This is a genomic window from Streptococcus sp. 517s, assembly GCF_054445985.1.
The window spans coordinates 1391077-1410227 of sequence record NZ_CM136847.1 but is presented as its reverse complement, the minus strand read 5'-3'; the positions used below and the strand labels follow the sequence as shown (position 1 = coordinate 1410227).

Sequence of the window (19151 nt, the reverse complement as noted above, 5' to 3'; positions counted from 1 at the left end):
GAATACTTATGGAAGAAAATATTATCAAATCTAAGGATAGAGTACAGAAACACGGAGAGGTTTTTACCCCTTCATGGATGGTCCAAAAGATGCTAGATACTCAAGGGATAAGGGAGAAAACAGAAGATATTTATGCTACTTTTCTAGAGCCGTCAGCAGGTGATGGAAATTTTTTAGAGGCAATACTTGAACGAAAACTCTCTGCTGTAACTAGGAATTATGACAATAAAAATTGGAAAACAAAATCTTTATTCGCTTTATCATCAATTTATGGAATTGAATATCTTGAAGATAATCTTGAAGTTGCTAGAGCAAGAATGTTTTTGCATTATCTTGATTGGTTTGAGGAAGTATTTGGAGAAAGATTGAGTAGCAGAAATGATTTATATAAATCAGCTCGTTACTTAATTACTAAAAATATTGTTAGAGGGAATACATTGACAAAAAGACATCCTGATACAGATGAGCCTATCATATTTAATGAGTGGAAACGTAAAAAGGGTTATCCTAGTTTGGTTGAAAAAATTCCTTTTGTATTTGCTGAATTATTTGGTGAGGATATAGCTGATAACGGAAAAGTAGCTGAAGGACAACTAAGCTTATTTGAACTTACGGAAGAAAATATGCAAAATAAAGAAATCCGTCAAGTAAGGATTAAAAAAGTTTATACCTTGGGAGAATAGAATTTTATGATGTCAAATTTCAATTTTTTAAAAGTAGATTTAGATACAGCGGAACTTTTTTCAACCATCAATATGGCAGAGCTAAATTATACTCAAGGAGACTATGAAGGCGTACTAACTAAAGTTCGCAAAGTTGCTGAGAACGCAGCAACTTTGTTTGCTGACAGAGTATATATTAAGTTACCTAAGTATTCAACATTTCACGAAAGATTATGAGCGTGCAAATTAGTATGCGTGTATCAAAAGAACAGAAAGAAAGACTTGTAGAACTATCTAAAAAACAGAACAAAAGACTGACTCAGTATGTTTTAGATAGATGTATTATAGATGATGTAGCACGTTCTAGCGCACGTGTAAAAAAATGCTACAAAGTCAAATTGAGCAATTGCGCGATGATTTTGAGCGTGAACGTACTCAACTAGTGGATCAAATCGATCAAAAAGACAAGCAGATTGCTGACATGATCGGAATCTATCATTTAGAGGTAAAAGTAATGGAGGGAATTTAAATGGGATTTAGGATATTCATGCTAATCGTAGTTTTACTTATTCCGTTAACTATGCTTTTATTTGGCTGGCTATTTCTCAGGAGAACACCGAAAGAAATCAATTATGTATTCGGATACCGAACAAAAAGGTCCATGAGGAATGAAGAAACATGGAAGTTTGCGAATCAATATTTTGGGAAAGTATGGTATCTTTGCGGACTACTTTCAGCACCTCTCTCCGTGATTGCCATGGCCATTGTTTTTGAAAAGGGAACGGAGACAATGAGTACTGTTGGCTTTATTATCACGATGATTCAGACAATCCCTTTAGTTGGCGCGATGATTTCAACAGAGATTGCATTGAAGAAAAACTTTGATGAAAACGGGAGAAGGAAATAAACGAGGTATTGATTTAGGTATTGAAACCCCTGACTTTATACCATCTATCCCAACCTTTCGAAATAAATTAAAGGATGAATATAAGAATGCTTCAACTAGCTTTGAAAAAGCGTTTCATAACATTGAGAAAAAACCAGCTGATGCGGTTGGAAATGCAAACTCAGTGTTAGAGAGTATTATTAAAGAGATTTTATCAGATAGCCGATTTGCTCATATATCTGTTGTTTCCAATGCGAGTAGTAAGAAGTTAGTTCAAGAAATATTAAAAGTATTTCAACTTAATCCAGATAGTCCTGAATTACCAAGTCAAATGAAACCTATCTCATCTTCATTTGTAACTGTTGCAAAAGCAATTGAAGATTTAAGGAGTGATAATACTCTTTTTCATGGTCAGGATTCAGAAAAATATTTGATTTCGGAACCCTTATATGCATATTTTGTAGTTAATGCATGTGCGACTGTTGGTCTGTTTTTAATTGATTTCTATGAGAAAAAATTTCCAAAAGTGCAAATGTTAAATGATGATATTTTCGATGATGAATTACCATTTTAGATGGTCTAATATTAGATTCTGAAAGGAAAAGAAATGTTACTTTTTTCTACAATTTTAAATATTGATAAGTCATTGACTAAAGACGGATTTTTAAGTCTAGTGATTGAATGGAATCAAGGAAGTCCACATGAAGATAATGTTATACGTAATTTGAAGTGGGATGGATCCTATAACCAAAAATTTGGTGATGAAACAATTTCTCTTGAATTTAAAGAATACAGAAATGAAGAAATCGTAGCTGTAAGATATGTAAAAAAATTGGATGATGGTATCGAACCACACCAGAAGCCGATGCTGAACTCGAAGAGTTCTTAAAAAATTTTAAAGGATGATGGAGGTAATTTATTCGCTCATATTCCGCTCATAATTCGCTCATTTTTAAGATACAACTTTGTTTCCATATTTCCTGGAAACTGATAGAAAGCAAGGAGAAACATGGAACAAACTAATCAAAAATCCCAGTGCCAACAACTCTGGGCTAGAAACAAATATCTCGTCTTGAGCCATTCCAGCAATATTTACAATGAGATTCGTCAATACTTGAAGAATGAACAGGTGGAGGTGAGTGAAGTTCAAGAGATGATTGACCGCGCCTGTCAAATCCCAGAACACAGGGGTCAGGTTTGCAATGCCTTTCAGCATGTTTGGGGCTATTTCAAAAAGAAAGCGACAGATGCTGAGCGCAAGGACTATATGCTCTTGCTGGATCGCTACCGCTCTGGTCAGGTTTCCAAGGAAGACTTGATTGCTAAGACTCGAGACTTGCTTGATCGCTATCCGAATACCTACTTGCAACATTCGACTTTACTGAAAGGAGACACCCATGAGACTTTGGCATGAGGCTTTGATTTCACGACTTCCACGTCCGCAGCTCTTGGGGCAACATCGTGAGTGCTGCGCCCTTCGTGGCAATGGCTGGGGCAGAAAGCATGCGACGGTTGACTATGTCTTTACCCACTCGCCTTACCATCTCTATGCCTATCATCGCTTGATCATGGAGGAGATGGCTAACCGTGGCTACAATGTCAGTCCAGAATGGCTAGACAAGAACTACCGAGGTAAGACCTGCCCTCCATATGAGAACTTGCCTGAGGAGAAGTTGGACAATCCTATCTATTGTGAGCATAATGCAGAATACTACGAGGAGTGTTTGGCTAATCTTCGAGAGAAAGGCATTGAGCTGGAGTAAGAGTCAGGATTAGCTCCACATTATAACTCTTCTCGTAATTTTTTTGAATAATAAAGATGAGACCTTTAGAATGATTCTAAGGTCTTGTTTTATGAGTGTTAAGATAATTCTTGTGTTCTAATTAAAAAGCCAAGGGCGAACGAAGTGAGCTTTTAGAGGATATTTCCCGCTATAGTGGTATTCTAGATAATAATTTATTATTATCTAGAACGGGATTTTTGAGACATTTTGGCTCAAAAATTAGGGATGAAATTACGAAGTAATTTGCTACCGTCCGCACTTTTTCAGGGAAATATCAGAATTACAAAAGAAAACCAACCTATAGTCTTTTCTAATAGCAAGCCATAGTCACTGATGAGAATCATCAATGGCTCGTTTGAGCATTCTAACTAAAATACAGCAATAAAGCAAGCTATACAAAGGATTTGAGACACTGGTCTCAAGTCTTTTTCTTTTGACCAAAAGAGTGATATAGTTTCAAACTATATCAAAGCCTAATTATTTACAATTATACAGACAGTTTCTTTTCTGTTAAGATAGTTTCAACAACAAATTTTGGAGGACACATCATGTCAACTACGATCATCGGTTTCCCTCGTTTGGGCGAATTCCGCGAATTGAAATTTACAACTGAAAAATACTTTAGAAAAGAAATATCAGAAGAAGAACTCTTGGCAGCAGCAAAAGAATTGCGTGCTAAACACTGGAACATTGTCAAAGAAAAAGGCATCACTGAAATCCCTTCAAATGACTTTTCTCACTATGACAACTTCCTAGATGCTGCTTTCCTTTTCAATGTGGTACCTGCTTCCGTTCAAAACTTGGACTTGTCTGACCTTGAGCGCTACTTTGCTTTGGGACGTGGTTACCAAGGAGAAAAAGGGGACGTTCGTGCCCTTCCGATGAAGAAATGGTTCAACACCAACTACCACTACATCGTGCCTAAATTTGAAAAAGACACTCAAGTTAAATTGGCTGGTCACAAGATTTTCGATGAGTTCCAAGAAGCAAAAGAACTTGGATTGAACACTCGTCCTGTTCTTGTAGGTCCATTCACTTTCCTTCAATTATCAGACTTTGAAGAAGGCGTGAAAGCTGAAGACTTCGTAGATAGCTTAGTAGCTGCATACCAAGAAGTTTTTGCTAAATTGGCGGAGCTTGGTGCGACTCGCATCCAACTCGACGAAGCAGCTCTTGTCAAAGACTTGACAGCTGAAGAAAAAGCTCTCTTCTTGAACCTCTACAACAAGCTTTTGGCTGACAAAAAAGGTCTTGAAGTCTTGCTTCAAACTTACTTCGGTGACGTTCGTGACGTTTACTCTGATCTTGTGAACTTGCCAGTAGATGCCATCGGTTTAGACTTCGTTGAAGGTAAGAAAACTCTTGAACTCGTTAAAGGTGGCTTCCCAGCTGACAAGACTCTTTATGCAGGTATTGTCAATGGTAAAAACATTTGGCGCAACAACTACGAAAAGAGCTTGGCTGTTCTTGAGCAAATTCCAGCTGAAAACATCGTATTGACAAGCTCATGCTCACTTCTTCATGTGCCATTTACAACAGCTAACGAAGAATTTGAACCAGCTATCTTGAACCACTTTGCCTTTGCAGTTGAAAAATTGGAAGAACTTCGTGACTTGGATGCTATCCGCAATGGTCAAGGGGATCAAGCTCTTGCAGCTAATAAAGAACTCTTTGCGACTGAACGGGTGGGTGAAAATGCAGAACTTCGTGCGCGCATCGCTGGATTGACTGACGCAGACTACACTCGTTTGCCAGCCTTTGCAGAACGTGAAGCTATCCAAGAAGAAGCCTTCAAACTTCCAGCTCTTCCAACAACAACCATCGGTTCATTCCCTCAAACTAAGGAAGTTCGTGCTAAACGTTTGGCTTACCGTAAGGGTGAATTGTCACAAGAAGAGTACGACGCCTTCCTTGCTGAAACTATCGACGAATGGATCAAATGGCAAGAAGAAGTTGGATTTGACGTGCTTGTACACGGTGAGTTCGAGCGTAACGACATGGTTGAGTACTTCGGCCAAAACTTGTCAGGTTACCTCTTCTCTAAGAATGGTTGGGTACAATCTTACGGTATGCGTGGGGTGAAACCACCAATCATCTGGGGTGACGTCACTCGTCTCAACCCAATCACTGTCAAATGGTCTAGCTACGCACAAAGCCGTACAGACAAGCCTGTCAAAGGTATGTTGACTGGACCTGTTACCATCCTTAACTGGTCATTCCCACGTGAAGACATCTCTATCAAGGATTCAACTCTTCAAATCGCTCTTGCTATCAAGGATGAAGTTCTTGACCTTGAAGCTGCAGGCGTGAAGATTATCCAAATCGATGAGGCTGCTCTTCGTGAGAAATTGCCACTTCGTCGTAGCGACTGGTACGAAGACTACCTTGACTGGGCTATTCCAGCCTTCCGCTTGGTACACTCTACAGTAGCGCCAGACACTCAAATCCACACTCACATGTGTTATTCAGAATTTACAGATATCATCCCAGCCATCGACAACATGGATGCGGACGTTATTTCATTTGAGGCAAGCCGTTCAAACCTTGAAATCTTGGACGAACTCAAAGCGAAAAACTTCCAAACAGAAGTGGGACCTGGGGTTTACGATATCCACTCTCCTCGTGTGCCAAATGAAGGCGAGATCGACCACACAATCGATGCTATTCTTGCCAAAGTTCCAAGCAAGAAAGTTTGGATCAACCCTGACTGTGGTTTGAAAACACGCGGTATTCCAGAAACAAAAGAAAGCTTGATCCGCCTTGTCGAAGCAGCAAAAGCTGCGCGTGAGAAATTGTAAGATAAGATTTCTCTCGTGACACTGACTGATCAAGGAACTGCTTGGCCCAAGCCGGCTTAGCAATCATGAAATCAAAAAGAAAAGGATAATGACTATGTCACGCCAAACGCCGTCACTTTCATTTGAAGTGTTCCCTCCAAACCCAGCTGTGGGTAATGATAAAATTATTTCAGCCTTGCAGGATATGCGGGAGCTGACACCGCACTTTATCAGTGTGACTGCCAGCAATAATAAATTTAATATCAAGGAAACAACGGTTCGTTTGGCTGACTTTATCCAGAATGACTTGGTGATTCCAACCATTGCCCACTTGCCAGCTATCTATCTGACCAAGGACAAAGTTGCTGAAACCATTGCAGACTTGGATAAGGTTGGGGTACAGAAAATCTTGGCCTTGCGTGGGGATATTATCCCTGATGTGGAACCACAAAAGGATTTCCGCTACGCAACGGATTTGATCGAGTTCATCAAGGAACAAGCTCCTCACTTTGATATTGTTGGCGCTTGCTACCCAGAGGGGCACCCTGACTCTCCAAACCAAATCTCGGATATTCAAAATCTCAAGAAGAAAGTGGATGCAGGCTGTTCAAGCCTTGTAACGCAACTTTTCTTTGACAATGAGCGCTTCTATGATTTTCAAGACAAGTGTACCTTGGCAGGGATTGATGTTCCCATTCATGCGGGGATTATGCCCATTCTTAACCGTAACCAAGCGCTTCGTCTCTTGAAAACGTGTGAGAATATCCATCTTCCACGTAAATTTAAGGCCATCTTGGACAAGTATGAGCATGACCCTGAGTCGCTCAGAGCAGCAGGACTTGCCTATGCAGTGGATCAAATCGTGGACTTGGTAACTCAGGATGTCGCAGGTGTGCATCTCTACACCATGAATAATGCTGAAACAGCGAAATACATCCACCAAGCAACCCACGCCTTATTCAACCATCAGTCTTTAGGATAATAAAAAGCAAACCATTCTTCTCAGGTGAGGGGAATGGTTCCTTTTTAATAGAAAAGCCCGTACTTTTTAAGAAAAATATGATAAAATAGACTCTGTACGTACTTGATACAAAGATGAGGGTATAAAAAGATTTTTAGCAATTTAAATCTAACAAAAATAGATAGATGCTAGAGAATATTATTCTTAGATGTTTCAAAGTATCTAGATAGTTGAACACGGGCTAAATCCCTAGTGAAAAAGATAGATTTCCCAGTGTGCATCGCACACTGCGTCAATCTCCTATTTTCATACGGGATTCTTTACGCCCTTTGTATCCTGATCTTTGTAGGCAAGGCGTATAATTTCATCAATCCAAAGGGGATTAAAATGACAAAACATGTGTTTCAAACGACTTTTGCGGGTCGTGAGTTAATCGTAGAGACTGGTCAGGTTGCTAAGCAAGCAAATGGCGCTGTTGTCGTGCGTTACGGTGAGTCAACTGTCTTGACTGCTGCCGTTATGTCTAAGAAAATGGCAACTGGGGATTTCTTCCCACTTCAAGTCAACTACGAAGAAAAAATGTATGCGGCTGGGAAGTTTCCTGGTGGCTTTATGAAACGTGAAGGACGTCCTTCGACAGACGCAACTTTGACAGCGCGTTTGATTGACCGTCCAATCCGTCCAATGTTTGCGGAAGGTTTTCGTAACGAAGTCCAAGTAATCAACACCGTCCTTTCTTATGATGAAAATGCCTCTGCTCCAATGGCGGCTATGTTTGGTTCATCCTTGGCGCTTTCTATCTCAGATATTCCGTTTGACGGACCAATTGCTGGGGTACAAGTAGGTTATGTCGATGGCCAAATCATCATCAACCCAAGTCAAGAACAAGCGGATCGATCACTTCTTGAATTGACAGTAGCTGGTACCAAGCACGCTATCAACATGGTAGAGTCTGGTGCCAAAGAATTGTCAGAAGAAATCATGTTGGAAGCTCTTCTGAAAGGGCACGAAGCAGTCAAAGAATTGATTGCCTTCCAAGAAGAAATCGTTGCGGCAGTCGGTAAAGAAAAAGCAGAAGTGGAATTGCTTCATGTGGATGCTGAATTGCAGGCTGAAATCATTGCAGCTTACAACAGCGACCTCCAAAAAGCGGTCCAAGTAGAAGAAAAATTGGCTCGTGAAGCTGCAACTCAAGCAGTTAAAGACCAAGTAACAGCGGTTTACGAAGAAAAATATGCAGACCATGAAGAATTTGACCGTATCATGCGTGATGTGGCTGAAATCTTGGAACAAATGGAACACGCTGAAGTGCGCCGTTTGATTACGGAAGACAAGGTGCGTCCTGACGGTCGTAAGGTTGATGAAATCCGTCCTTTGGATGCACAAGTGGACTATCTTCCTCGTGTGCACGGTTCCGGTCTTTTCACTCGTGGACAAACTCAAGCTCTTTCAGTCTTGACCTTGGCTCCGATGGGAGAAACGCAAATCATCGATGGTTTGGACCCAGAGTACAAGAAACGCTTTATGCACCACTATAACTTCCCTCAATATTCTGTAGGGGAAACTGGTCGTTATGGAGCGCCTGGTCGTCGTGAAATTGGTCACGGTGCTCTTGGTGAGCGTGCCCTTGCTCAAGTCTTGCCAAGTTTGGAAGAATTCCCATATGCGATCCGCTTGGTAGCTGAAGTCTTAGAATCAAACGGTTCATCTTCTCAAGCATCTATCTGTGCGGGAACGCTTGCTCTTATGGCTGGTGGTGTGCCAATCAAGGCGCCAGTAGCAGGGATTGCTATGGGTCTCATCTCAGATGGAAATAACTATACAGTATTGACAGATATCCAAGGTTTGGAAGACCACTTTGGAGATATGGACTTTAAGGTTGCTGGTACTCGTGACGGGATTACAGCTCTTCAAATGGATATCAAGATCCAAGGGATTACTTCAGAAATCTTGACTGAGGCTCTTGCTCAAGCCAAGAAAGCACGTTTTGAAATCCTTGATGTGATTGAAGCAACGATTCCAGAAGTTCGTCCAGAATTGGCTCCAACTGCTCCGAAAATTGATACCATCAAGATTGATGTGGACAAAATTAAGATTGTCATCGGTAAGGGTGGAGAAACCATCGACAAAATTATCGCTGAAACAGGCGTTAAGATTGATATTGACGAAGAAGGCAATGTGTCTATCTACTCTAGCGACCAAGACGCCATTAACCGTACCAAAGAAATCATTGCTGGCTTGGTTCGTGAAGCCAAAGTGGATGAAGTTTACCATGCTAAGGTTGTTCGTATCGAGAAATTTGGTGCCTTTGTCAACCTCTTTGATAAGACAGATGCACTTGTGCACATTTCTGAAATGGCTTGGACTCGTACCAACCGTGTCGAGGACTTGGTAGCTATCGGTGATGAAGTCGATGTTAAGGTTATCAAGATTGATGAAAAAGGCCGTATCGATGCCTCTATGAAAGCTCTTCTTCCTCGTCCGCCAAAACCTGAGCATGATGAAAAAGGCGAAAAGTCTGAGCGACCTCACCGTCCACGTCATCACAAGGACCATAAACCTAAGAAAGAAGTTACAGAAACACCAAAAGATTCAGAATAAGAAAAGGAGAAATGTATGGGATGGTGGCGCGAAACCATTGATATTGTAAAAGAAAATGATCCAGCGGCACGCAACAGTTTGGAAGTTTTGCTGACTTATCCAGGTGTCAAGGCCTTAGCTGCCCACCGTCTCTCGCATTTTCTATGGAAGCATGGCTTTAAACTTCTGGCTCGTATGCACAGTCAGTTTTGGCGCTTTTGGACTCAGATTGAGATTCATCCAGGTGCCCAGATTGATTCAGGTGTCTTTATCGACCACGGTTCAGGCTTGGTGATTGGAGAGACAGCGATTGTTGAAAAAGGCGTTCTGCTCTATCATGGAGTGACTCTCGGTGGGACAGGGAAAGACTGTGGTAAACGCCATCCGACTGTGCGTAAAGGAGCTCTCATATCGGCCCATGCCCAAGTTATCGGGCCGGTAGAAATCGGTGAAAATGCCAAGGTTGGTGCAGCTGCAGTAGTCGTGGCAGACGTACCTAGTGATGTAACAGTTGTCGGTATTCCGGCTAAGATCGTCCGAGTTCATGGACAGAAGGATGAGCCTATCATCCACGAAGTCGAAGAAAAACGGGAGTACTACGTCAATAAACTCGAGCAGGCTAAAGAAGCCAGTCACAGATCGTCGGGGTTGTAGAGGATACCTATATGATTCAAGCAAGAAACAAGTTAAGCCAAGAGGAGTTATCTGAGGCGAAAAAACTAATTAATTGTTGCCAATCCCATGATGGAACTTTTCGTGATCCATATCTCTCTAATATGCTTAATTTTGACCCAAACATGCCCGCCTTTTTCCTTTATTATGAAAAAGGCGAACTTGTTGGTCTATTAACTGTCTATGCTGATGACCAAGATGTGGAAGTGACGATACTGGTTCATCCAAATCATCGCCGTCAGGGAATTGCGCGTGCTTTGTTTACGAGTTTTGAGAAAGAAACGACTCCTTTTCCTATTCGTTCAGTTACTTTTCAGACAGAACGTATTTTTCTAGAGCGTCATCCTGATTTTGTCAGCAACTGGGGATTGGTCGAGGATGAAGAGACAGAAACCTGGTTAGGTAAGGATAGAAGACCTTATCAGTTAGTAACTGTTTCTAATCTTGAAGTTTTGTTAGCAGATAGTTCGTATCAGGAGCAAATTAGCCAGTTACAATTTCAGGCATTCTCAGAGGACCATGAATCGAGAGAAGTTGCGGATAGATATGTTGCTGAAGCTCTAAAAGATCCAGAAAGTCGCCTATATATTTTATTAAAAAACGGTCAGGTTATTGGAACTTGCACGGTAGATTTATCGACTAATACGAATTACCTCTATGGTTTGGCAATATCGGAACCTGAACGTGGAAAAGGCTATGGAAGCTATTTAGCAAAATCTCTTGTCAACCAACTGATTGAGCAAAATGATAAGGAATTTCAGATTGCAGTAGAGGACAGCGACGTAGGTGCCAAGCGCTTGTATGAAAAAATCGGCTTTGTCAAACAGACACAGGTAGTTTATCTGAATGAGAAAGAGTAGAAAAATGCTATTAGAAGAATTCGAAAATGTACCTGCTGTTATCGAACCAACTGATCGAAGTATTTGTGGTAGTGGAGAAATCTGTGACACGATTATTTTATCTTTTAATGGAGAAATCGTTGAACGAGTAAAGAAGTTTGAAGATGTTTACGAAGGTGGCTATCTAACCAATCTAAATGGCAGACTTCCATGGTATATCTATGAAAAAGATGGGAGTAAGGTAGCAGTTGCTATAGCTACGATTGGAGCCCCGATGGTTGTTGGACTCTTAGAAGAACTCAAAGCAAGAGGATTTAAGAACTTTATTGTTTTGGGTTCTTGCGGAGTTCTAGATCAGTCTATTCAGGCAGATAAGATTATCCTACCAAGTTCAGCTCTACGTGATGAAGGTACAAGTTACCATTACGCTCCTGCAAGTGATGAGATAGCTTATGACGAAACTCTCCTCTTAACCATGGAAGAAGCTTTGAACAAATCTGGTATTGAGCACATTCGAACAAAGGCTTGGACCACAGATGCTTTCTATCGTGAAACAGCCGATAAGGTCAAACGTAGATTAGCAGCAGGTGCGACTGTTGTGGATATGGAAGCTTCTGCAATCATGGCTTGGACGCAATTTCGACAAGCAAAAGTCTATCAATTTTTTTATACGGCTGATTATGTTGACCATCACAATCATGAGTGGGATGCAAGACATGAAGAAAGAAAAGCAGATGCTATGACTTTCTTTGAGATAGCCTTAGTAATTGCTAGAGAGTTGGATTGAAATGACTCTTTACGATAAACAAGAAACAGAAAGGAGACAGTGAATGATTAAAATCTATGATACCATGTCTCGTGATTTGCGAGAATTTGTCCCTATTGAGGACGGCAAGGTTAAGATGTATGTCTGTGGGCCAACTGTATACAACTATATCCATGTGGGGAATGCTCGTTCAACAGTAGCCTTTGATACTATTCGTCGCTACTTTGAGTACCGTGGTTATGAGGTTGCCTATATTTCCAACTTTACGGATGTGGATGATAAGATTATTAACCGTGCCAAGGAAGAAGGCATCACGCCTCAGGAGGTTGCGGATAAGTACATCGCTGCCTTTCGTGAGGATGTGACAGCCTTGGGCGTGAAACCTGCGACTCGCCATCCACGTGTAGTAGAGTTTATGGCGGACATCATCCGTTTTGTGGAAGACTTGATTGAAAAAGGTTATGCTTACGAGAGTCAAGGAGATGTTTACTTCCGCGTGGAAAAATCTCACAACTATGCTAAGTTGGCCAATAAAACCTTGGAAGATTTGGAGCTGGGTGCTTCAGGTCGAACAGATGAAGAAACGGCTCGTAAGGAAAACCCTGTAGACTTTGCCCTTTGGAAAGCTGCAAAACCAGGCGAGATTTCTTGGGACAGTCCTTGGGGACCTGGTCGTCCGGGCTGGCATATCGAGTGTTCGGTCATGTCAACAGAGATTTTGGGCGATACCATTGATATTCACGGTGGGGGAGCCGATCTGGAGTTTCCGCATCATACCAATGAAATTGCCCAGTCAGAAGCCAAAACAGGCAAGACTTTTGCCAACTACTGGATGCACAACGGCTTTGTCAATATCGACAATGTCAAGATGTCCAAGTCCTTGGGCAACTTTATCACTGTGCATGATGCATTGAAGACTATCGATGGCCAAGTGTTGCGTTTCTTCTTTGCGACTCAGCATTACCGTAAACCAATCAACTTTACTGAAAAGGCAGTGCGTGATGCAGAGACCAATCTCAAATATCTGAAGAACACTTACGAGCAACCATTTTCTGGGACTGTAGATACTCAAGAGTTGCAGGCTTTTAAAGATAAGTTTGTTGCCACTATGGATGAGGATTTCAACTCTGCCAACGGTATCACAGTTGTCTTTGAGATGGCCAAATGGATCAATTCTGGCAACTATGATGCAAGTGTTAAGGAAGCTCTTGCGGCTATGTTGGAAGTCTTTGGAATTGTCTTTATCGAGGAAGTTTTGGATGCAGATATCGAGGCCTTGATCCAAAAACGCCAAGAAGCGCGTGCCAATCGTGACTTTGCGACAGCAGACCAAATCCGTGACCAATTGGCGGCTCAAGGAATTAAGCTCCTTGACACCAAGGATGGAGTGAGGTGGACTCGTGATTGATGTCAATCTCATTAATGGGATTGCGCTGGCTTTTGAGGGAGATGCAGTGTATTCTATGTATATTCGCCGCCACCTCATCCTCAAAGGCATGACCAAACCCAATAAACTCCACCAAGAGGCGACCAAGTATGTGTCAGCTAGGGCTCAAGCTCGCCTGATTGCCCTCATGTTGGAGGAGCAAGTCTTGACGGAAAAAGAAGAAGAAATCTACAAACGAGGTCGCAATACCAATAGTCACACAAAGGCTAAAAATGCAGATGTCGTGACTTACCGTATGTCCACGGGATTTGAAGCGGTGATGGGCTATCTCCATTTGACTGAAAACCTGGAGCGGCTAGAAACCTTAATTGCTTGGTGCATCCAAAAAGTGGAGGGCTAGAATATGATTGCAAAGGAATTACAAGACTGGTTTCCTGAAGCTCAGATTTCAGATCAGCCGATTGAGAGACCAGGCTATCTTACTCTTCCTTTAGCCTCTCAGCAGTGGATTTTACTAGGGGAAGCTGGGCTCAGCGAGCGTGAAAAGCAGCTGGTTGCCCTTTTGACCCAGCAGGAGCAGGCTCGTTCGCTCAATCCTTGGTATCCCTATCTGATTGAGGGAAAGGGGCAGGCACCGCAAACTCTTAAAAAGATTCAACTGGTTTATTGCCATCTGTCTTATTACCAACAGGATAATCTAGACTCTTGGCTAGACATGATGCGGACTCTTTTTCCCAACTGTCAGACAGTGCTACAGGTCGGGGCTCAGGATTATGTATTTGTGCTTCAACAAGATAAGTATACCTCTGTTCGCTCGATTTTATCTGATACGATTGAAGCGGTTGAGTATGACTTTGGCCTTCGTCTGTCTATCATGTTGGGGCAGGTTTGGTCTCAGACAGGTCCTCAAGCCCTATCAGACTTAATTAAAGCGGAGCGGGATTTGTTTAAGACATGGTGGCGTCAGGGTCACCAAGGTGTACACACCTTTTCACAACTCTATCTTTGGAGTATGGGAGAAAGACTAGTGGACCTGAAGGTAATCAAAGAATGCCTGCACCAGATGATCTTGGATCAGGATCAGATACAGGAAATTATCCTTTCTCTCTGGGAAAACAGTGCTGTTCTAACTAAAGCAGCCCAGCAACTCTATCTGCACCGAAATTCTCTCCAATACAAGATTGACAAATGGGAAGAATTGACAGGACTTCAGTTGAAGGAATTGACCGACTTGACCTTGTGTTATCAGTTGATTTTACCAGATATTCTCTAAAGTTTTGTGCAAGTTGCACAGAACTTTTTTATTTTTTTGGTCACCTTGCCATAGAAATGTAAAGCGTTTTCATTTATAATAAAACTATCAAAAATAAAAGGAGTTCACCTCGATGGTAGAATTAAATCTTAAAAACATTTACAAAAAATATCCAAACAGCGAACACTATTCAGTTGAAGACTTCAACTTGGACATCAAAGATAAAGAATTTATCGTTTTCGTAGGTCCTTCAGGATGTGGTAAATCAACAACTCTTCGTATGATTGCTGGTCTTGAAGACATTACAGAAGGTACTGCATCTATCGATGGCGTGGTTGTCAACGATGTAGCTCCAAAAGACCGTGACATCGCCATGGTATTCCAAAACTACGCTCTTTACCCACACATGACTGTATATGACAACATGGCTTTCGGTTTGAAATTGCGTAAATACAGCAAGGAAGACATTGACAAACGTGTTCAAGAAGCAGCAGCAATCCTTGGTTTGAAAGAATTCTTGGATCGTAAACCTGCTGACCTCTCAGGTGGTCAACGTCAACGTGTTGCCATGGGTCGTGCCATCGTCCGTGATGCAAAAGTGTTCTTGATGGACGAACCTTTGTCAAACTTGGATGCCAAACTTCGTGTATCGATGCGTGCTGAAATTGCGAAAATCCACCGTCGTATCGGAGCTACAACTATCTACGTAACCCACGACCAAACAGAAGCGATGACACTTGCAGACCGTATCGTTATCATGTCAGCAACTAAGAACCCTGCTGGTACAGGTACTATCGGACGTGTTGAACAAATCGGTACCCCTCAAGAAGTTTACAAAAACCCAGTTAACAAATTTGTAGCAGGATTTATCGGAAGCCCAGCTATGAACTTCATCAATGTAAAATTGGTTGGTAGCGAAATTGTTTCTGACGGTTTCCGCTTGAAAGTTCCAGAAGGTGCTTTGAAAGTTCTTCGTGACAAAGGCTACGAAGGAAAAGAATTGATCTTCGGTATCCGTCCAGAAGATGTGAATGCAGAACCTGCTTTCCTTGAAACATTCCCAGAATCAGTTGTCAAAGCTACTATCTCAGTATCAGAATTGCTTGGTTCAGAATCTCACCTTTACTGCCAAGTTGGTAAAGACGAATTTGTTGCCAAAGTGGATGCTCGTGACTACTTGCAAACAGGTGCAACAGTTGAACTTGGATTTGACTTGAACAAAGCACACTTCTTCGACGTAGAAACTGAAAAAACAGTCTACTAAGCAAATGAAATGTCAAAACACTGCTAGAGAAATCTGGCAGTGTTTTTCTTTTAAATGCTTGTTATTGGTATAAAAACGGTTTTTTCTAGTTTTCATATCCTTAAAAAAGTGATAAAATGGTAGGAAGAATTGGAGAGTATAGATGCCGAAAGAAGTGAATTTGACGGGCGATCAGGTAGTCGCTTTAACGAAAGAATATTTAACAAAGGAAGACGTTGCTTTTGTACAAAAAGCATTGATTTACGCAGTTGATTGTCATAGTGGGCAGTTTCGGAAATCAGGTGAGCCCTATATTATCCACCCCATTCAGGTAGCAGGCATTCTGGCTAAGCTCAAACTGGATGCCGTAACCGTTGCCTGTGGTTTTTTGCATGACGTGGTTGAGGATACAGATGCGACACTGGATGATTTGGAGAGAGAGTTCGGTCATGATGTTCGAATTATCGTTGATGGGGTGACCAAGCTTGGTAAGGTTGAGTACAAATCACTCGAGGAACAATTGGCTGAAAATCACCGCAAGATGCTTATGGCCATGTCAGAGGATATCCGTGTTATCTTGGTTAAATTATCGGACCGTTTGCACAATATGCGGACTCTCAAACACCTGCGAAAGGACAAGCAAGAACGGATCTCCAGAGAAACCATGGAAATTTACGCACCACTTGCTCATCGTCTAGGGATTTCCAGTGTCAAGTGGGAGTTGGAAGATTTATCTTTCCGTTACCTCAATCCAACTGAGTTTTACAAAATCACTCACATGATGAAGGAAAAACGCAGAGAACGTGAGGCTTTGGTCGATGAAGTCGTAACCAAGTTGGAGGAGTATGCTACCGAACGCAATCTCAAAGGGAAAATTTATGGTCGTCCTAAGCATATCTATTCGATCTACCGCAAGATGCAGGATAAGAAGAAACGCTTCGAGGAAATTTATGACCTGATTGCCATTCGCTGTATCTTAGATACCCAGAGTGATGTTTACGCCATGTTGGGTTATGTGCATGAACTTTGGAAACCCATGCCTGGCCGCTTCAAAGACTATATTGCCAATCGTAAAGCAAACGGTTACCAGTCTATCCATACAACTGTTTATGGGCCGAAAGGGCCGATTGAATTCCAGATTCGGACCAAGGAAATGCACGAAGTGGCTGAGTACGGGGTTGCGGCTCACTGGGCTTATAAGAAAGGTATTAAAGGGCAGGTCAACAGCAAGGAATCTGCTATTGGAATGAACTGGATCAAGGAGATGATGGAGCTCCAAGACCAGGCTGATGATGCCAAGGAATTTGTGGACTCTGTTAAAGAGAACTATCTGGCGGAGGAGATTTACGTCTTTACTCCTGATGGTGCGGTTCGCTCCCTACCAAAAGATTCAGGACCGATTGACTTTGCCTATGAAATCCATACCAAAGTCGGTGAAAAAGCTACTGGTGCCAAGGTCAATGGCCGTATGGTTCCACTGACAACCAAGCTCAAGACAGGGGATCAGGTTGAAATTATCACCAATCCCAACTCCTTTGGTCCAAGTCGTGACTGGCTCAACATGGTCAAGACCAGCAAGGCGCGCAACAAGATTCGTCAGTTCTTTAAAAATCAAGACAAGGAATTATCTGTAAACAAGGGCCGTGAAATGTTGATGGCCCAGTTCCAAGAAAACGGCTATGTAGCCAATAAGTTTATGGACAAGCGTCACATGGACGAGGTCCTTCAAAAGACCAGCTACAAGACAGAGGAGGCTCTCTATGCAGCCATTGGTTTTGGAGAAATTGGCGCTATTACCGTCTTTAACCGTTTGACCGAAAAGGAACGCCGTGAGGAAGAACGTGCCAAGGCCAAGGCGGAAGCAGAAGAGCTTGTCAAAGGTGGCGAAGTTAAGGTCGAGAACAAAGAAACTCTCAAGGTTAAGCATGAGGGTGGTGTGGTCATTGAAGGTGCTTCAGGTCTCCTAGTTCGGATTGCCAAGTGTTGCAATCCAGTGCCGGGTGACGACATTGTCGGCTACATTACTAAGGGACGCGGTGTAGCTATTCACCGTGTGGACTGTATGAATCTCCGTGCCCAAGAAAACTACGAGCAACGTCTTCTTGATGTGGAGTGGGAAGATCAATTCTCAAGCAAGGAATACACTGCCCACATCGATATCTATGGTCTCAACCGTACAGGGCTCTTAAATGATGTTCTGCAAGTTCTCTCCAACACAACTAAGAATATCTCAACCGTTAATGCTCAACCAACCAAGGATATGAAATTTGCTAATATCCATGTCTCCTTTGGTATTTCCAACCTCTCAACTCTAACGACAGTCGTGGATAAGATTAAGAGTGTGCCAGAAGTTTACTCTGTCAAACGGACCAACGGCTAATTCTCCCTTCAGTTACTAGAAAGGCTATTATGAAAATCATTATTCAACGAGTTAGAAAAGCCCAAGTGAGTATTGAAGGTCAGGTTCATGGAAAGATCAATCAGGGACTCTTATTGCTGGTCGGTGTTGGTCCAGAGGACCAAGAGGAAGATTTGGACTATGCTGTGAGAAAGCTTGTTAACATGCGGATTTTTTCAGACGCAGAAGGCAAGATGAATCTGTCTGTCAAGGATATTGAAGGGGAAATCCTTTCTATTTCCCAGTTTACCCTCTTTGCGGATACCAAGAAAGGCAATCGTCCCGCCTTTACAGGTGCAGCCAAGCCGGATATAGCAACTGCCTTCTATGACACTTTCAACCAAAAGTTAGCTCAGGAAGTGCCCGTTCAGACAGGTATCTTTGGAGCGGATATGCAGGTGGAGCTGGTAAATGATGGGCCGGTTACCATCGCTCTTGATACTAAAAATAGATAAGAAAACCAAGCCAGCTGGCTTGGTTTTTGTTTATAGACACTCCCATAAAGAGGTATGTTTGTTGTAAAAGTCTGGATAGTTTTCTCTTAGGTGGCTAGCCGTTATATAATATAAAGTAGAATGACAGGAAGTAAAGACTGGAGTAAGAGAGTAGAAATATTGAGGGCCAGTGATGGCTAAAAAGACAAATAATAGAAAGTCAATGGTGAGAACCCCTAAATAGTAGAAGCGAATCTTTTTATTGATTTGAGGATAAATCTCAGCGAAATGATGTTTGAGTCGGAAGACCAAGCGAGATAGCAGTAGTCCCTGAGCAAGGATGAAAATGAAGCCAGAGAGTAGGAGCCAGTCCAAAGATGTCTCGGATTTGGTGTAAAAAAATGTAAATAGTAGCAAATCGCTGACTGCAAGGGCTGCAAAATGGATTCTAAAGAGCTTTTTCATAGGAAGACCTCCCTCTTTTATCTGGCTTCATTCTACACCAAACGA

Annotated in this window: 19 protein-coding genes and 2 pseudogenes; 20 read left to right on the top strand and 1 reads right to left on the bottom strand. The window is 42.1% G+C overall.

Annotation, left to right across the window (positions count from 1 at the left end):
* Window positions 1–8: 8 nt before the first annotated feature.
* From ACVX3R_RS07170 to dtd, 20 genes and pseudogenes are all read left to right on the top strand, one after another.
* Window positions 9–683 (top strand): methylase, encoded by a 675-nt coding sequence (locus tag ACVX3R_RS07170; RefSeq protein WP_458794708.1) that lies wholly within the window; start codon window positions 9–11, stop codon window positions 681–683.
* Between the two features lie 6 nt (window positions 684–689).
* Window positions 690–896, top strand: a pseudogene (locus ACVX3R_RS07165) (hypothetical protein); the annotation flags it as partial.
* A 148-nt stretch (window positions 897–1044) separates the two neighbouring features.
* Window positions 1045–1191 carry a hypothetical protein gene (locus ACVX3R_RS07160; protein WP_156025221.1) on the top strand — a complete coding sequence of 49 codons (147 nt, stop codon included), beginning with the start codon at window positions 1045–1047 and terminating at the stop codon, window positions 1189–1191.
* Window positions 1192–1569 carry an SdpI family protein gene (locus tag ACVX3R_RS07155; RefSeq protein WP_458794707.1) on the top strand — a complete coding sequence of 126 codons (378 nt, stop codon included), beginning with the start codon at window positions 1192–1194 and terminating at the stop codon, window positions 1567–1569.
* Window positions 1568–2122: pseudogene (locus ACVX3R_RS07150) on the top strand (abortive infection family protein); the annotation flags it as partial. The gene ACVX3R_RS07155 and the pseudogene ACVX3R_RS07150, both read left to right, overlap by 2 nt.
* Window positions 2123–2155: 33 nt before the next feature.
* The gene (locus ACVX3R_RS07145; protein ID WP_458794706.1) at window positions 2156–2437 is read left to right on the top strand and encodes a hypothetical protein; all 282 of its coding nucleotides are present in this window, start codon (window positions 2156–2158) and stop codon (window positions 2435–2437) included.
* A gap of 120 nt (window positions 2438–2557) precedes the next feature.
* Complete coding sequence (locus tag ACVX3R_RS07140) at window positions 2558–2962, top strand: YbgA family protein (protein ID WP_458794705.1); 405 nt, start codon at window positions 2558–2560, stop codon at window positions 2960–2962.
* Window positions 2946–3311 (top strand): TIGR02328 family protein, encoded by a 366-nt coding sequence (locus ACVX3R_RS07135; RefSeq protein WP_458794704.1) that lies wholly within the window; start codon window positions 2946–2948, stop codon window positions 3309–3311. The genes ACVX3R_RS07140 and ACVX3R_RS07135 overlap by 17 nt, the downstream gene beginning before the upstream one ends.
* 569 nt (window positions 3312–3880) lie before the next feature.
* A complete protein-coding gene (gene metE / locus ACVX3R_RS07130; protein WP_458794703.1) occupies window positions 3881–6130 on the top strand; it encodes a 5-methyltetrahydropteroyltriglutamate--homocysteine S-methyltransferase in 2250 nt (749 codons plus the stop codon).
* A gap of 94 nt (window positions 6131–6224) precedes the next feature.
* Window positions 6225–7091: a methylenetetrahydrofolate reductase [NAD(P)H] gene (metF, locus tag ACVX3R_RS07125; protein ID WP_458794702.1), complete on the top strand. Its 867-nt coding sequence runs from the start codon at window positions 6225–6227 to the stop codon at window positions 7089–7091.
* Between the two features lie 366 nt (window positions 7092–7457).
* The gene (gene pnp, locus ACVX3R_RS07120) at window positions 7458–9671 is read left to right on the top strand and encodes a polyribonucleotide nucleotidyltransferase (protein ID WP_458794701.1); all 2214 of its coding nucleotides are present in this window, start codon (window positions 7458–7460) and stop codon (window positions 9669–9671) included.
* A gap of 15 nt (window positions 9672–9686) precedes the next feature.
* Window positions 9687–10304, top strand: coding sequence for a serine O-acetyltransferase (gene cysE / locus ACVX3R_RS07115; RefSeq protein ID WP_458794700.1), 618 nt, complete (start codon window positions 9687–9689; stop codon window positions 10302–10304).
* An 11-nt stretch (window positions 10305–10315) separates the two neighbouring features.
* Window positions 10316–11182, top strand: a complete 867-nt coding sequence (locus tag ACVX3R_RS07110; protein ID WP_458794699.1) for a GNAT family N-acetyltransferase — start codon at window positions 10316–10318, stop codon at window positions 11180–11182.
* 4 nt (window positions 11183–11186) lie between these two features.
* Window positions 11187–11948, top strand: coding sequence for a nucleoside phosphorylase (locus ACVX3R_RS07105; RefSeq protein WP_084939240.1), 762 nt, complete (start codon window positions 11187–11189; stop codon window positions 11946–11948).
* 43 nt (window positions 11949–11991) lie between these two features.
* A complete protein-coding gene (gene cysS / locus ACVX3R_RS07100) occupies window positions 11992–13335 on the top strand; it encodes a cysteine--tRNA ligase (RefSeq protein WP_458794698.1) in 1344 nt (447 codons plus the stop codon).
* A complete protein-coding gene (locus tag ACVX3R_RS07095; protein ID WP_061597935.1) occupies window positions 13328–13714 on the top strand; it encodes a Mini-ribonuclease 3 in 387 nt (128 codons plus the stop codon). Before cysS ends, ACVX3R_RS07095 begins: the two co-directional genes overlap by 8 nt.
* A 3-nt stretch (window positions 13715–13717) precedes the next feature.
* Window positions 13718–14587: a helix-turn-helix domain-containing protein gene (locus ACVX3R_RS07090; protein ID WP_458794697.1), complete on the top strand. Its 870-nt coding sequence runs from the start codon at window positions 13718–13720 to the stop codon at window positions 14585–14587.
* A gap of 112 nt (window positions 14588–14699) precedes the next feature.
* Window positions 14700–15830, top strand: a complete 1131-nt coding sequence (locus tag ACVX3R_RS07085; RefSeq protein ID WP_000229944.1) for an ABC transporter ATP-binding protein — start codon at window positions 14700–14702, stop codon at window positions 15828–15830.
* 142 nt (window positions 15831–15972) lie between these two features.
* Window positions 15973–18189: a RelA/SpoT family protein gene (locus ACVX3R_RS07080; RefSeq protein WP_001123776.1), complete on the top strand. Its 2217-nt coding sequence runs from the start codon at window positions 15973–15975 to the stop codon at window positions 18187–18189.
* Between the two features lie 29 nt (window positions 18190–18218).
* Complete coding sequence (gene dtd, locus ACVX3R_RS07075; RefSeq protein WP_458794696.1) at window positions 18219–18662, top strand: D-aminoacyl-tRNA deacylase; 444 nt, start codon at window positions 18219–18221, stop codon at window positions 18660–18662.
* Between the two features lie 30 nt (window positions 18663–18692).
* Here dtd and ACVX3R_RS07070 read toward each other — a convergent pair whose 3' ends face one another.
* A complete protein-coding gene (locus ACVX3R_RS07070) occupies window positions 18693–19106 on the bottom strand; it encodes a hypothetical protein (protein ID WP_458794695.1) in 414 nt (137 codons plus the stop codon).
* Window positions 19107–19151 lie beyond the last annotated feature (45 nt).